The organism is Geothrix sp. (genome assembly GCF_030219325.1).
Taxonomy (GTDB): Bacteria; Acidobacteriota; Holophagae; order Holophagales; family Holophagaceae; genus Geothrix.
On sequence record NZ_CP126625.1, the window covers coordinates 813135 to 827311 of the forward strand.

A 14177-nucleotide genomic window follows, 5' to 3' on the forward strand; every position below is an offset into this window, starting at 1 on the left:
CTTGGAGAATCACAACCGTCTTTCGAAAGGTATACTCCGAGGTCACCCTTCCTGAGGAAACGCTTGTCCTCCGACGCCACGCACTTCGGTTCCTACCGGCTCCTCTCTCCGCTCGGAGAGGGCGCCATGGGCGAGGTCTGGCGCGCCCTGGACCTGCGGCTGGAACGCGAGGTGGCGCTCAAGATCCTGAAGGACGCGGATGATCTGCGCCGGAAGGCGCTCATCGGCGAAGCCAAGCTGGCCTGCCAGCTGAACCACCCGAACATCGCCCACATCTACGATGCCGGCGACGTGGATGGCACGCCCTACATCGCGATGGAGCTGGTGGAGGGGCGGACGCTGCGGGCCCTGGTGGGTCGGCCCCTGGAGGCGGAGGCCCTGCAGGACCTGGCCCGGCAGGCGGCCTCGGCCCTCTCCCACGCGCACCAGAAGGGCATCGTCCACCGGGACATCAAGCCGGAAAACCTGCTCCTGACCGACGAGGGCCAGCTGAAGATCCTCGATTTCGGCATCGCGCGGCGGGGCGCCGAGGACGTGGGCCTCGGCCCCACCTCGCACCACCTGACCCTGGTGGAGCGCACGGCGCCGGGCTACAGCCAGGGCACGCCGGCCTACATGAGCCCCGAGCAGGCCAATGGGCAGGCCCTCACCGGCCAGTCGGACCAGTTCAGCCTGGGCGTGGTGCTCTACGAGCTGGCCACGGGCGTGCACCCCTTCCTGCGGGGCAACCTGGTGGACACCCTCTACGCCGTGACCCGGGACGAGCCCCGCCCGTTGGCTGAGCTGCGGCCCGACCTGCCCCGCACGGTCCAGGACGTCATCCACCGGCTGATGGCCAAGGCGCCCAGGGAGCGGTTCCCGAACCTGCAGACCCTGGCGATGGGCCTCTCCGAGAACATTGCCACGGCAGCGGTGCCCCACCTCAGCCGTCCAGTGGCGCTGCTCCGGCGACCCCGGCGCTGGGGCTGGCTCCTGGCTACGGCCGGGGCAGTGCTGGCCGCCTCGGTGGCGGGCCTCTGGTGGACCCGGCGCACGGATGGCACGGGCCTGGGTGAGGCCCGCCGGGCCTCCCGCGAGGACTTCACCAAGGGCCGACGCGTGGTGGCCATCCTGCCCCTGGAGCAGATGCAGCCCGATGCGGAGCACGCCTGGCTCAGCAACAGCTTCGCCGACGCCATGGCCTTCGGCCTGGTGCGGCGGGAAGACATGGCGGTCGTGGACCGGCTCCGGGTCGTCGAGGCCATGCACCAGCTGGGCGACACGCCCGGCCAGGCCCCGAAGGCCGTCGGCGAGCTGGGGCGCCAGCTCAAGGCCGAGCTGATGGTGCTCGGCAGCTACCAGGTGGTGGGCGGCCAGCTGCGCATGTTCGTGCGCGTGGTGGATGCACTCCGCGGCGCGACCCTCCACCAGTTCCAGATGGACCGGCCCGTGGCGGACCTGCTGAAACTCGAGGATGAACTCCAGCAGCGCCTGCCTCAGGAGATGGGGCTGGGCAGCGACCCCGGCTCCCTGCGCTCCCAGGCCAAGTTGCCGCGGACCCGCGAGCTCTACACCAGGGCCCTGCAGGTCATCACGGATGGGAACCAGGACTCGGTACGGCTGGCCAACACGCTGCTCGCCTCGGCCATCGAGCTGGAGCCGGACTACGCGCCGGCCCGGGCGGAATTCGCCTGGACCCTGGCCGAGCTGGGCGCCACCACGGCCCTGGGCAGCGGGCGCTACGAGGAGGCGCAGACCCTGCTGCGTCAGGGGAAGGCGGCGGCGGAAAAGGCCATCGCCCTGGATCCCAGCGCCTCCCAGGCCTATCGGGCCATGGCTTCGATCCTCCTTCGCATGGGCGACCTGGAGGGCTCGAGCCGGGCGGCCCTGCAGGCCGTGCGGCTGGACCCGGCGGACCACAAGGCCTATGACGTTCTGGCGGACGTCTTCGCTGGCCTGGAGGGCGAGGACAACCACCAGGCGGCCCGGCGCTACTTCGAGAAATCGCTGGACCTCTTCCCCGAGGGTTGGCAGGCCCACCACCGCTATGGCGTGCTGCTGCAGAACGAGGGCGAGCTGCCCGCGGCCCTCCTGCATGCGGATCGCGCCGTGGCCCTCCGGCCCGCGGCGGAGTACGCCTACGTCACCTCCGCGGATGCGCTCCTGTGGATGGGGCGGGCCCAGGAGGCGGAAGTCAGGCTGCGGGCCGGTCTCCGCGAGATCCCTGGTTCCAACGTGCTGCGCAGCCTCATGGCCTACACGGCCTGGGAGCGGAACGACCGTCCGCTGGCCGGGACCTATCTCCGAGAGCTGGAGGGCGTGTGGCCACCGGACCACTCCAACACCGCCCTGCTGGCGGGCGTGAAGCTGGCCGTGGCCGGGGATGGCGCCGGGGCTCGCGCCGGCTTCGAGGCCTACCGCCAGAAGCTTGCCGCCATCGATCTTTCCCAGCGGAAGCACAATGAGCGGCGGGTGATTTCGGTGAATCTCTACTTCATGGCGCGCATGGTGGCGCGGCTGGGGGATCCTGCCGGTGCCCAGTCCATCGTGGAGCTGGCGGACCGCTTCCACCCCGGCAAGCTGCGCGTGGCGAAGCAGGACCCGGTTTTCCGGTAGGCCCTCAAGCGATGGAGGTCCTAGCCTCGGTCACCAGGCCCTCGATGCGGGCCCGCACTTCCTTCATGAGGGCGTCGCGGTCCGGGTACCCGGCCGGATGCACGGGTTCCCCCACCATCAGGGCATAACGCCCGGGCCGGATTCTCACGCTGCCGGAGGAAAGCACGTGGAAACCGCCCACCGTGGCCATGGGGACGATGGGCACACCCGCCTCCAGGGCCAGGGCGAAGCCCCCCTTCTTGAAAGGCAGCATCTCGCCGCTGCGGCTGCGGGTGCCCTCGGGGAAGATCACGACGTTCTTGCCGCCCCTGATCTGGGTGGCTGCGTCGCGGATGCTGCGGATGGCGCGCTCCCGATCGCCACGGTCGATGAAGATGACGCCGGCGGCCCACCCCGCCCAGCCGATGAAGGGCATGTATTTCAGTTCCTTCTTGGCAATGTAGACGGCGGGTACCGGCAGGGCCGCGACCAGGATGGGGGGGTCCATCTGGCTTTCATGGTTCGACATGAAGATTACGGACTGGCGACCCTCGCGGATGTCCTCCGGCAGGTGCTCCCAGCCCTTCAGGGTGAAGGGGATGTGGCAGAACCAGGCCATGCCGCGGGCGAACATCGGCCCGATGGCGAAGAAGGCCCGGCGCCGGCCGAGGAAGGGCACCGCCAGCAGGATGCCAAGGACGGTCAGGGGCACCGTCACCAGGGCCCAGATCATCATCACGACCGCGCCGAATCCCGTGTCCCGCCAGTTGGCCACGCCACCTCCCCGTACCGTCTAAGCTAGCAGTAGTGGAGGTCTCCCGTGGACATCACCCAGCAGATCCTGGCCGATCACGCCGCCCGGAAGAATGCCGACGGCATCACCTGGTTCCACGCCGAGGACCTGAAGCGCCTGGGCATCCAGGACCAGCTGTTCACGGTCATGCAGACCGTCCAGCACACGCTGCGCCTCAAGAAGGCCCACCAGGTGGTGGAAAGCCACGGCTGCACGGACCGCTGGAGTGTGCAGGACGTGCACTGATTCCCGGGCTCTGATCAGGCCTGGAGGGCGGCCTCCAGCATCCGCGCCCGCGGGTGGAGGATCTGGTTCTCCAGGTAGATGTGGAGGTGGAGGTCCGCCTCCAGGGCCTTCAATCCATCGTAGAAGGCGCGGAAGGTGGCGCAGCCATCGGCGGGGACCGAGTAGCCGTCCGTGCAGGCGCGGAGCTGGACGAGCATGGCGCCCACGGCTTCATGTTCGGATTCCATGACGCGGATGGGGCTCTGCACGCTGGCGAAACAAGCCTCGGCGGCGACCCCGGCGTCCATCTGCCGGATGAAGGGGAAGAGGATCTGCTCCTCCTTCATGAGGTGGGGCATGAGATCCCCAGCCAGGGCCTGGAAGAGGTCGAAGACCTCGCCCAGTTCGGGGTGGTTCTCACCGTGGGCGCCGAGCACCTTTTCGAGCAGGGCCTCCAGCCCCGGCAGTTCAGTGCGCAGGTAGGCGTGGTGGGTGGCCTCGATGTGGGCCAGGAGCTCCGTGAGGGAGGCGTCCATCCAATCCCGGGACGAGGGGGCGTCGGCGGTCGGTGTTTCGAGGCCCCCCAGGCCCGCCAGGATCTGGCCGGGGTCGCATCCCGCCGCCTCGCAGGCCTCCCGGAGGGAGCGGTGGCCGCCGCAGCAGTAGTCCACGCCCTGGCCTTCCAGGTACCGCATGGCCTGGGGCCAGGCCAGCACGATGTCGCCCACTTTGGTCTCCAAGTTGATGGTCATGGCGTCTCCGTGGGGCCTTCCCCGCCTTCAACATGGGCCATCGGGGGCGTGAATGGCGTCACATATCCGACTAAAAAGATCTGAATTACCTATTTATGGTTTCCAGGTGTCTGCCCGGGCCCCGGACCAGCCTCAGGCTAGGGAATCGGGTCCAGGCCGCCGTTCGTGAAGGGGGAGCAGCGGATCAGCCGCCAAGTGGTGAGCAGGCCGCCGCGCAGGGTGCCGTACCTCTGGATGCAGCCCAGCCCGTAGTGGCTGCACGTGGGCGTGAACTTGCACTGGGTGGGCAGGTGGCTGGAAAGGGTGGCCTGGTAGCTGCGGATCAGGCCGCGGCAGATCCAGGCGGTGGGCTGGAAGGGCACCGGCAGGAAGGCCTCGAGCACCAGGAACAGCCCGATGGCCGCCAGGGGGTGGGACAGCAGCCAGTCGGCCATCCTATGCCTTGGCCGCATCGGCCTCGGCCTTGACCTTGCGGGCCTCCTCCAGGAAGGCGGGGACCAGGTCCTCCTCCTTCACCTTCCGGATGAGCTCGCCCTTCCGGTAGATGAGGCCCTCGCCCGCGCCGCCCGCCACGCCCAGGTCGGCATCCTTGGCCTCGCCGGGCCCGTTCACCACGCAGCCCATCACCGCGTAGGTGATGTTCTCGTGGTTGATGAGTTTGAGGCCCTCCTCGATTTCGTTGGCCACCCGGTTGAGGTCGATCTGCACGCGGCCGCAGCTGGGGCAGCTCACCATGCGGAAGCCGCCGGTGCGCAGCGCCAGGGAGCGCAGCATCTCGTGGCCCACCCGGCACTCGTCCTCGCCCTCGCCCGTGAGGGAGACGCGGATGGTGTCGCCCAGGCCTTCGGCCAAGAGGATGCCCATGCCGATGCTGGACCGGATGGTGCCCCCGAAGGGCGTGCCCGCCTCGGTGATGCCCAGGTGGAAGGGATAGTCCACCTGCTTGGCCAGCAGGCGGTAGGCCTGCACGGTGCGGATGACGTCGCTGGCCTTGAGGCTGATCTTGATGTCGCGGAAGCCCTCGCGCTCCAGCACGTCGATGTGGCGCAGCGCGCTCTCCACCATGGCTTCGGGGGTGGCGGCGCCGAACTGGTCCAGCAGGTCCTTCTCGAGGCTACCGCCGTTGACGCCGATGCGGATGGGGATGCCCAGCGACCCGGCCTTGTCCACCACGGCCTTCACGCGCTCCTGGCCGCCGATGTTGCCCGGATTGATGCGGAGGCAGGCGGCTCCGCCGTCTGCGGCCACCAGGGCCAGCCGGTAGTCGAAGTGGATGTCGGCCACCACGGGAATGGGGCTGCGGCCGCAGATCTCGTGGAAGACCTCGCCGGCCTTCTTGGTGGGGACGCTCACGCGCACGATCTCGCAGCCGGCATTGGCGTAGCCGTAGATCTGGTTGATCGTGGCTTCCACGTCGCGCGTGTCGGTCTTGGTCATGCTCTGGACGCTGATAGGGGCATCGCCACCCACGGGCACCTTGCCCACCAGGATCTGGCGGGTCTTGCGGCGCGGCGCGAGGGGCTGGGGTTCCTGCTCGGACATGGGGCCTCAGTCAAAGATTCCATTCTAACCGCCTATCCCCGTACGCAGCGCGCGGCCCGGTCGGGCCGCGCGCGGGATCAGGCGCGTGCTAGCGCTAGCGCTTGAGGTTGAGGGTCTCCTGCAGCAGCTCGTCCGTGGTGGTCACGATGCGCGAGTTGGCCTGGTAGCCGCGCTGGCTCACGATGAGCTTGGTGAACTCGCTGGCCACGTCCACGTTGGACAGCTCGAGGTTGGAGCCGAGGATGGCGCCACGGCCGCCCTGGTTGGCCAGGCCGATGGTGGGCGCGCCCGAGGCCAGGGTCTGGCTCCAGTGGTTGTTGCCCGCCTGCTCGAGGCCGTTCACGTTGGTGAAGCTCGACACGGCCAGCTGGGCCATCTTGAGGATCTGGCCGTTGGTGAAGGTGCCGGTGATCATGCCGTCCGAGTCCACGGTCAGGTCCCGCAGGGTGCCGGCCGGGAAACCGTTCTGGGAGCTGCTGACCGTCGTGCTGGCGGAGCTGAGGCCCGTGAAGGTCTGGCTGCCGTCGGCGTTGATGATGTCGAAGTTGATGGTGCTGTTCGCCGCCGAGCCGCCGGGCCAGGAGATGGTCAAGACGCTGTTGTCGCCCGCCACGGGCGGTGTGGGGCCGCCATTGAGGGAGGAGATCTTGCCGTTGGCGTCGAAGGTGATGGTGCCGGGAAGCGCTGGGGCCCCGGTGATGGTGGAGCCGGCGGGGCCAGCCACGGCGTAGGTCCAGTCGTTGGCCGCGCCCTTGGTGTAGGTGATGGTCAGGTTCTGGGAGTTGCCCAGGCTGTCATAGACCTGGATGGCCGTCTGGAAGGTGCTGCCGGCCACGGCGTTGGCATTGAGGTTGACGCCCAGGGACATGTCGGTGGTGGCCTGGGCTCCGAGGGTGGCTGACGAGATCTGGACGGGCACCATGGCCGTGGTGGTGACGACATTGCCGGCCGCATCGCGGTTCCAGCCCATGACGTTGGAACCGTCGCTCGCCACCAGGTAGCCGAGGCTGTCGCGGGTGAAGTTGCCGGCGCGGCTGAAGACCTGGGTGGCGCTCGGCGTCTGCAGGGTGAAGAACCCGTTGCCCTGGAGGGCCATGTCCAGGGCGTTGCCGGTGGCCTGGAAGGAGGACTGGGCGAAATCCTGGTTCACGGAGTTCGTCTGGACGCCCAGGCCGAACTGGATGGGGTTGCCGTTGCCCTGGGTCGAGGTCGCCCCCGCCGAGGCGAAGATGTCCCGGAAGGTCATGGTCGAGCCCTTGAAGCCGACCGTGTTGATGTTCGACAGGTTGTTGCCGATCACGTTCAGGGCGCTGGCGTTGCTGGAGAGTCCGGAGAGGCCGGAGTAGAAGGCGGAGTAGAGGCTCATGGGTTGCTCCTTGGGGTTGGGGTCAGGGGGAGGGAAGGGCGGCTAGGCGGTGATTTCGAGGACGTCGGCCAGGGAGAACACATTGCCTCCGGAGGCCAGGTAGATGCCGCCGCTCTTGAAGGTCACGGCGTCCACTTTCATGGTCAGGCTGGTGCGGAAGGCGGCAGGCTGACCGTCGTCCCCGGTGGCCTTCACGTCGACCTTGTACGAGCCGTCCGGCAGGACATTGCCGCTGGCATCCCTGCCGTCCCAGGTCATGGCCGAGAGGCCGCGGGCGAGATGGCCCTGAGGCAGGGTGGCCACGACCTTGCCGTTGGCGTCCTTCACGGTCAAGGTCACGTTGGCGGCGGCGCCCAGCTCGATGTTCATGCTGGCGGCGCCCGACCTGAGGTTGAACCCGGATCCATCCACCTTCACCGTCTTGCCCACGAGGCCAGCGGTCTGAGCCTGGAAGAGGCCGGCCGTCTGCGTCTGGAGGCCCGTCAGCAGGCTGTTGGTCTGCTGGGCCTGCTCGAGGCTGGAGAAGCTGGTCAGCTGCTGGACCATCTGGTTCGGATCCTGCCCGGCACCCGTCGGATCCTGGTTCTTGAGCTGGGCCACGAGCAGCTTGAGGAAGCCGTCCTTGTCCAGGGTGCTCTTGGGGGTGTTCGTGGTGTTCGATGTCGACGTGGTGACAGGCGTGGTCGTGCTGATCATGCCGGTTTCCATAGGGACCTCCAGGGGTAGGGCGGAACAGAAAGCGTGCCGATCAGGCGTAGAGCTCGACGTGGTGCGGGTTCAGGATGGATGGCGCGGAGATCGCGGGTGATTCTTGCCGGGTGATGATGGGTTCGGGAACGGCCGATTCACGGAGGACCGGAGCCGAGGGTGCCTCCTGGAAGGGCCGATGCCCCTGCTGGAGATCGAAGCTGCCCAGTTGAAGTCCCTGGTCCCTGAGGGCCTGCTCCAGGTGGGGGCGGCCTTCGCGGACCACCTGCATCGAGGCGGATTCCGTGATCCAAAGGCGGGCGTGGACCTCGCCGCCATCCACCTTCAGATGGATCGTCACCTGGCCCAGGGAATCCGGGTGGAGCTGCAGTTGGGCCTCCTGGCTGCCTCCCTTCAGCATCCATCGCAGGCCGGTTTCCACCTGGGCCACGGGGGCCGGGGGTGGCGTGACGGGAGTCGAGGGGGCTGCAGGTGGGGTGGCGGCTTCGGGACCATGAGCCCTGGAAAGGGTGGTGAGCGCTGCCAGGGGAGATCCATCCGAACCCTGGGGAAGGGAAGGATGGGTCAAGGCGTCGCGCTGCGCGGCCAGACCATCCGGTGGGGGCAGGAGGGCCTCCGGATGCTGCATCGACGAGGCCGTGGCGCCACCCGCTTGAGTGGAACCCTGTGGTTGAGCCGCGGGAATCACTGGAACCGCCGGCGCCGCCAGAGGGGTCGGGATCGATTTCAGGGAAGCGGAGGGGAGCTCGATGGCGCCGGGCGCCTTCGGATCGGAGGCGTGGGCCTCGGGGGTGCGCGGTTCCATTGGTAACGGCAGCGGCTCGGGACGGGCCACCTCGTTCGCCCGGATCGCCGGCTGGAGGCTGGCTCCCGACTCCAGGCCCCCGGCCGGAACCGCATCCGGCTTCTGGCCCCTGTGGCCATCGGCCGCCAGCGTCGAAACGGGAGCGGGGCTGGCGGGATCGCCCTGCGATGGGGGCTGATGGGAAGCAGGCACGGAGGTGCCGTGGACCGCTGGGGCCAGGTCCGCCCTGACCCGGGCAGGGCCTTCGGGCGGGATGGAGGACATGGCCGGAAGGCCGATGGGATCGGGCTGGGGTGTGGGCCGGGTGGACGCAGGCGTGAAGGCACCGGGAGCTGGCAGTGCCGCGTCGGCCTTGACCTGCCCCTGAGTTTCCGGCGCGGCCTTGGGCATGGCCGGAAGGCCGATGGGATCGGGCTGGGGCGCCGCCTGGACGGGCGCAGGCGCGAAGGTGCCAGGGGCAGGCAGGGCCGCGTCGATCGTCACCTGCCCATGAGCATCAGGCACGGCTTTGGGCATGGCCGGAAGGCCGATGGGATCGGGCTGGGGCACTGGCTGAGAGGCCGCCGGCGCGAAGGTGCTGGAGGCAGGTGGCGTGGCATCGGCCTTCGCCAGTACGGGATGTTCGGGCGTGGCCTTGGGCATGGCCGGAAGGCCGAGGGGATCAGGCTGGGGCGTGGCCTGGGTGGATGCAGGTGCGAAGGCGCCAGGAGTTGGCAGTGCCGCGCCGGCCTTGACCTGCCCACGGGCTTCGGGCGCGGCCTTGGGCGCGGCTGGAAGGCCTGTGGGATCGGGCTGAGGCGTGGGCTGGATGGGCGCAGGTGCGAAGGTGCCAGGGGCAGGCAGTGCCACCTCGGTCGTCACCTGCCCATGAGCTTCCGGCACGACCTTGGGCATGGCCGGAAGGCCGAGGGGATCGGGCTGGGGTGCGGGCTGGGTGGACGCGGGCGTGAAGGCACCAGGAGCCGGCAGTGCCGCGCCGACGTTGACTTGCCCATGAGCTTCCGGCACGACCTTGGGCAAGGCCGGAAAGCCGAGGGGATCGGGCTGGGGTGCGGGCGGGGTGGACGCAGGCGTGAAGGCACCAGGAGCCGGCAGTGCCGCGCCGACGTTGACTTGCCCATGAGCTTCCGGCACGACCTTGGGCATGGCCGGAAGGCCGAGGGGATCGGGCTGGGGTGCGGGCGGGGTGGACGCAGGCGTGAAGGCACCAGGAGCCGGTAGCGCCGCGCCGACGTTGACCTGCCCATGAGCATCGGGCGAGGCCTTGGGCAAGGCCGGAAGGGTGAGGGGATCGGGCAGGGGTGCGGGCTGGGTGGACGCAAGCGTGAAGGCACCAGGAGTCGGCAGCGCCGCGCCGACGTTGACCTGCCCATGAGCATCGGGCGAGGTCTTGGGCAAGGCCGGAAGGGCGAGGGGATCGGGCAGGGGCGAAGGGTGGATGGACGAGGGTGTGGGGGCACCACGCTCTGCCGAAACCCCGTCCCCCTGGAGTGACTTCCGACCTTCGGATGGGGGCTTGGATGCTGGGGAGGTGATGCCGGGATCACCCAAAGGCACAGACGGGGTGGGTACTGTGAAGAGGGGCGGAACCTGGGCTGTTTCTGCCGAGGTTTCCCTGGGGGAGGCCATGCGGGGCATGGAATCAACGGGGAGGCTGGCGGGACTCACCGGTGTCCCTGGTTGGACGGAGGGTCCACCGGCCAGAGAGCGAGAGACCGGGGGGGCCCCTGCCGCCGGGACCGGCGTGGATCCGGCCTGTTGGGCCTGGGCTCCCGGCGTTGCGACGTGAGGCTGGGATGGGGGAAGGGTCGCCTCCGGGTCGCCCGGAACGGAAGGGACTTCAGGGCGGGGCACCGCGGGGTCCGTCGGGGCGGCGGTTTCTCCAGTGGCCGCCGGGCGGGTGGGACGGGTGCGGGAAGCACCCCTGCGGGGACTCGGGGCGACCCGCGTTTCCGGGCCTGTGGGGACAGTGGCGGTGGGGGGCTCCGCGGACCTGCCTGCGGTCTCGCCTTGGCCCTGGGTGGTCGTCTCCATCGGCGGCTCGACGGTCCCGGCCGGGGCCGCATGAGGCCGGAGGTACTGGGCCATCAGGCCGGAGAACGGGCTCACGGAGGCCTCGCCCCCCTTGGCTTCCGGCCGTTCCGCCACCTGACGGTCGGGGACCGGCAGTACGGATACTCCACTGACCTGCGCCATGGCCGCCTCGGTTCCGGGTCATCCGGATGAGGTGCAAGCGCCAGGACCGTGCCGCGCTCATTGGGCAGAAAGGTGCCATCCCCCCGCGATGAGGCGGGACGGGCTGCGGATTCAGGCCGCGGGATCCTTGGGGCGGGACATCCCCACGCGTTCGGACAGGCGGCCCGCCAGCTTGGCGTCCAGGGGCGCCAGCTGGTCCATGAGCTTGCCAGCCTTCTTGGGGGTCATGCCGGCCAGGAGGGCCACGGCGACCTCCAGGTTCTGGCCGGCCAGTTCCTTCATGGCCTGGGCGCCGGCCGCTGGATCCATGGCCTCGTAGGTCCGGATGATCTGGGGATCGATCTCCGGCCGCACCTTCAGGTTCGCCACCTTGGCCAGGGCCTCCTGGACGGCCTTCTCCCGGATCGCGAGGTCGCCGCGGTCCTTGTCCAGGGTGGCCTGCAAGGTGGTGAGGCGCTGCTCCAGCTGGCGCAGTTCGGCCTCCTTCTGGGCGATGGCCTTCTCGCGGTTCTGGAGCTGCGAAGCCAACTCGGCGACCTTGACGCCCTCGGCCATGGCGGCCTTGGGCTCGCCCTTGGGTTCCTGGGCCGACAGCCAGAGCACGCCCGCGGACAGCGCGACGGGCGCCGAGATCCAAAGCAGGAAGCGTGCGTTCATGGGGACTCCTTGGGGCTAGGCGCTCTGCCGGTGGTGTCGAAGGACGGCCAGTTCATCCATTTCCAGGGCCTCGCGCAGCTGCTGCTCCCTCGCGTGCTGGAGGGCCCGGCGTTCCTTGAGGCGGACGAGCATCAGGTGGTCCCGGTGGGCGTGGGTCAGGGCCTCCCGCGCGGCTGCGACCTGGGCCGAGGCCTGGCGGAGCCGCTCGTAGCCTTCAAGCTGGCGGCGCTCCAGCACCACGAGGAAGCGCTCACCCGCGCGCCAGAGCTCCAGGTCGAGCTGCTGGCCCACGGCGAGGCGGCGGGACTCGAAGATGGCGAGGCGCTGAGTCTCCAGGGACTCCAGGTAGGCCCGGACCTCCCGTTCCGCCTGGATGGCCCGTGACAATGCGCGTTCCGCCTCCCGCTCCAGGGCCTCCCGCAGCTTGCGGACGGGCTCGAGGCGGAAATGGAAGCGGGCGGCCATCAGGCCTTGGCCTTCAGGAAGGGCGTGAGATCAATGCCGAAGATCTGCCCCATGGCCAGCATGGCCTGGCGGTGGTCGGAACTTTCGGCCGTCGCCTGGCGGAGGAAGGACTGGATGGCGGGCTGGAACTGGATGGCCTGGTCGATGCTCGTGCTTGAGCCTTTGGTGTAGGCCCCGATCTGGATGAGGTCCTCGGCGTCCTGGTAGGTGGCCAGGAGGTCGCGCAGCTTGCTGGCCAGCTGCTTCTGCTCCGGCGGTGCCAGGGCGCTGAAGAGGCGGGAGAGGCTCGCCAGCACATCGATGGCGGGAAAGTGGTTCTTGGAGGCCAGCTTCCGGGAGAGCACCACGTGGCCGTCCAGGATGCCGCGCACGGAATCGCTGATGGGCTCGTTCATGTCGTCGCCCTCCACCAGCACGGTGTAGATGCCGGTGATGGAGCCCATGCCCTCGAAGGTGCCCGCCCGTTCCATGAGGCGTGGCAGCAGGGCGAACACCGAGGGCGTGTAGCCCCGGGAGCTCGGCGGCTCCCCGGCGCTCAGGCCCACCTCGCGCTGGGCCATGGCGAAGCGGGTGACGCTGTCCATCATCAGCAGCACGTCCTTGCCCTGGTGCATGAAGTACTCGGCAACCGTGGTGCCGGCCATGGCGCAGCGCAGGCGCAGCAGGGGGCTCTGGTCGCTGGTGGAGACGACCACCACGCTGCGCTTCAGCCCCTCCTCGCCCAGATCGTTTTCGATGAACTCGCGCAGCTCACGGCCCCGCTCGCCCACCAGGGTGATGACGTTCACTTCGGCGGAGGTGTTGCGGGCCACCATGCCCAGCAGCGTGGACTTGCCCACGCCGGAGCCGGAGAAGATGCCGACGCGCTGGCCCTTGCCCAGGGTGAGCAGGCCGTCCACGGCCCGCACGCCCGTGGAGAGGATCTGGTCGATGCGTTTGCGCCGCATCGGATTGGGTGGCGGCCCCTGCAGGGGCAGGTGGGCGGTGGCTTCGATGGGCGGGCCACCGTCGAGGGGGCGTCCCAGGGGGTCGATGACCCGCCCGAGAAGCGCCTCCGCCAGGGGCAGTTCCGACTGGTGGCCGGTGCCTTCAACCCAGAGGCCGGGGCGGATGCCCTCGGTCTCCTCGATGGGCATGAGCAGGACCCGCTGGCCGGAGAAGCCGACCACCTCGGCGTGGACGAGCCGGGGTCTTCCCGCGGCATCCGCGCTGTGGATCAGCATCTGCTCGCCCACGGAACAATCCGGGCCACTGGATTCCACCACCAGGCCCACCACCTTGGTGACCCGCCCCATCCAGTCGCCCTTGGGCAACCCGCGCAGGCGGGTCGCGAGGCTGGAGAGGTCCACGACCGAACTCACGGCGCGCCACCCTCCCGCATGCGGGCGATGAGCTGCATGAGACGTTCGCGGCGGCGCTCCAGGCTGCCGTTCAGGATGCCGTGCGGGGCCTCGATGCGCAGGCTGCCGCGGGAGAGGCTGCCGTCCGCCGACAGGGTGAGGCCGGCGTGGCCGATGAAGTGATCCCCGAGCCGCTCGAGGTCCACGGGGTTGAGGAAGACCTGCACCGGCAGTTCGCCATCCCGCCGTCCCCGCGGGAGGGGGAAGGGCAGCTCCTCCAGGATGTGCTCCATCAGGGCCTTCACGGCACCGGGCGACTGCTCGATCTGCTGGACGGCGAGGTGCTCACCGACAGCCAGAGACAGCGCCACGAGTTCCTCGTTCAGGGCCTCCCTCAGCATCAGGCTGGTGGAGGCCAGCTCGAGCAGGTGTTCCTCGAGCCGCGCCATGTAGGACTTGTACTGACTCTCCCCGAACGCGTGGCCTTCCGCCTCGCCCGAGGCGAAGCCTTCTTCATAGGCCCGCCGCGCGATGTCCTGCGCCTGCCGTTCGGCCTCCTGGAGCCGATCCACGAGCCGCTGCTCGATGGGGATCTGGGCACCGCCGTCGCCGAGGTCGGAAGCCACTGAATCCGAGCCCTCCTCGAAGGCGGACCGGGACATCATGGCGTCCACCGGGAAGTACGGATAGGCCTCCAGGTGGGTGTCCCGGAGGTCCTCCGCGCGGATGTAGCCCTTATTCGAGCTCATGGTCT

General features: G+C 69.2%; 13 protein-coding genes. 2 read left to right on the forward strand and 11 right to left on the reverse strand.

Features of this window, described 5'->3' with window-relative positions; all coding sequences use genetic code 11:
• The first annotated feature begins 63 nt into the window (after window positions 1–63).
• On the forward strand, window positions 64–2595 hold the full coding sequence (locus QOZ81_RS03620) for a protein kinase domain-containing protein (protein WP_291201506.1): 2532 nt from the start codon (window positions 64–66) through the stop codon (window positions 2593–2595).
• 4 nt (window positions 2596–2599) lie between these two features.
• On the opposite strand, the gene QOZ81_RS03625 is transcribed toward QOZ81_RS03620, so the two are convergent.
• Window positions 2600–3349 (reverse strand): lysophospholipid acyltransferase family protein, encoded by a 750-nt coding sequence (locus QOZ81_RS03625; protein WP_291201503.1) that lies wholly within the window; start codon window positions 3347–3349, stop codon window positions 2600–2602.
• Between the two features lie 45 nt (window positions 3350–3394).
• Between QOZ81_RS03625 and QOZ81_RS03630 the strand changes: the two genes are divergently transcribed.
• Complete coding sequence (locus QOZ81_RS03630) at window positions 3395–3613, forward strand: hypothetical protein (protein ID WP_291201500.1); 219 nt, start codon at window positions 3395–3397, stop codon at window positions 3611–3613.
• A gap of 14 nt (window positions 3614–3627) precedes the next feature.
• Here QOZ81_RS03630 and ric read toward each other — a convergent pair whose 3' ends face one another.
• The 10 genes from ric to QOZ81_RS03680 form a co-directional block, all read right to left on the reverse strand.
• Window positions 3628–4344, reverse strand: a complete 717-nt coding sequence (gene ric, locus QOZ81_RS03635; RefSeq protein WP_291201497.1) for an iron-sulfur cluster repair di-iron protein — start codon at window positions 4342–4344, stop codon at window positions 3628–3630.
• 137 nt (window positions 4345–4481) lie between these two features.
• Window positions 4482–4706, reverse strand: a complete 225-nt coding sequence (gene yidD / locus QOZ81_RS03640; protein ID WP_441316721.1) for a membrane protein insertion efficiency factor YidD — start codon at window positions 4704–4706, stop codon at window positions 4482–4484.
• Between the two features lie 73 nt (window positions 4707–4779).
• Window positions 4780–5886, reverse strand: a complete 1107-nt coding sequence (gene ispG, locus QOZ81_RS03645; protein ID WP_291201491.1) for a flavodoxin-dependent (E)-4-hydroxy-3-methylbut-2-enyl-diphosphate synthase — start codon at window positions 5884–5886, stop codon at window positions 4780–4782.
• Window positions 5887–5980: 94 nt separating this feature from the next.
• Window positions 5981–7252, reverse strand: a complete 1272-nt coding sequence (locus QOZ81_RS03650) for a flagellar hook protein FlgE (RefSeq protein WP_291201488.1) — start codon at window positions 7250–7252, stop codon at window positions 5981–5983.
• Window positions 7253–7294: 42 nt separating this feature from the next.
• Window positions 7295–7948, reverse strand: a complete 654-nt coding sequence (locus tag QOZ81_RS03655) for a flagellar hook assembly protein FlgD (protein ID WP_291201485.1) — start codon at window positions 7946–7948, stop codon at window positions 7295–7297.
• A gap of 52 nt (window positions 7949–8000) precedes the next feature.
• Complete coding sequence (locus QOZ81_RS03660; RefSeq protein WP_300715345.1) at window positions 8001–10163, reverse strand: flagellar hook-length control protein FliK; 2163 nt, start codon at window positions 10161–10163, stop codon at window positions 8001–8003.
• A 909-nt stretch (window positions 10164–11072) separates the two neighbouring features.
• Window positions 11073–11618, reverse strand: a complete 546-nt coding sequence (locus tag QOZ81_RS03665; protein ID WP_291201478.1) for a hypothetical protein — start codon at window positions 11616–11618, stop codon at window positions 11073–11075.
• A 15-nt stretch (window positions 11619–11633) separates the two neighbouring features.
• Window positions 11634–12083 (reverse strand): flagellar export protein FliJ, encoded by a 450-nt coding sequence (gene fliJ, locus QOZ81_RS03670; protein WP_291201475.1) that lies wholly within the window; start codon window positions 12081–12083, stop codon window positions 11634–11636.
• Entirely contained in the window at window positions 12083–13444 is a 1362-nt protein-coding gene (locus QOZ81_RS03675) for a FliI/YscN family ATPase (RefSeq protein ID WP_291201472.1), read from the reverse strand. The genes fliJ and QOZ81_RS03675 overlap by 1 nt, the downstream gene beginning before the upstream one ends.
• Entirely contained in the window at window positions 13441–14172 is a 732-nt protein-coding gene (locus QOZ81_RS03680) for a FliH/SctL family protein (RefSeq protein ID WP_291201469.1), read from the reverse strand. Before QOZ81_RS03680 ends, QOZ81_RS03675 begins: the two co-directional genes overlap by 4 nt.
• Between the last annotated feature and the right edge of the window lie 5 nt (window positions 14173–14177).

What these genes read in the sequence shown, in the direction of transcription:
- ric (WP_291201497.1), bottom strand. Translation starts at nt 4,344, where the DNA reads ATGACCATCAACTTGGAGACCAAAGTGGGCGACATCGTGCTGGCCTGG.
- ispG (WP_291201491.1), bottom strand. Translation starts at nt 5,886, where the DNA reads ATGTCCGAGCAGGAACCCCAGCCCCTCGCGCCGCGCCGCAAGACCCGC.
- QOZ81_RS03650 (WP_291201488.1), bottom strand. Translation starts at nt 7,252, where the DNA reads ATGAGCCTCTACTCCGCCTTCTACTCCGGCCTCTCCGGACTCTCCAGC.
- QOZ81_RS03655 (WP_291201485.1), bottom strand. Translation starts at nt 7,948, where the DNA reads ATGATCAGCACGACCACGCCTGTCACCACGTCGACATCGAACACCACG.
- QOZ81_RS03665 (WP_291201478.1), bottom strand. Translation starts at nt 11,618, where the DNA reads ATGAACGCACGCTTCCTGCTTTGGATCTCGGCGCCCGTCGCGCTGTCC.
- fliJ (WP_291201475.1), bottom strand. Translation starts at nt 12,083, where the DNA reads ATGGCCGCCCGCTTCCATTTCCGCCTCGAGCCCGTCCGCAAGCTGCGG.
- QOZ81_RS03680 (WP_291201469.1), bottom strand. Translation starts at nt 14,172, where the DNA reads ATGAGCTCGAATAAGGGCTACATCCGCGCGGAGGACCTCCGGGACACC.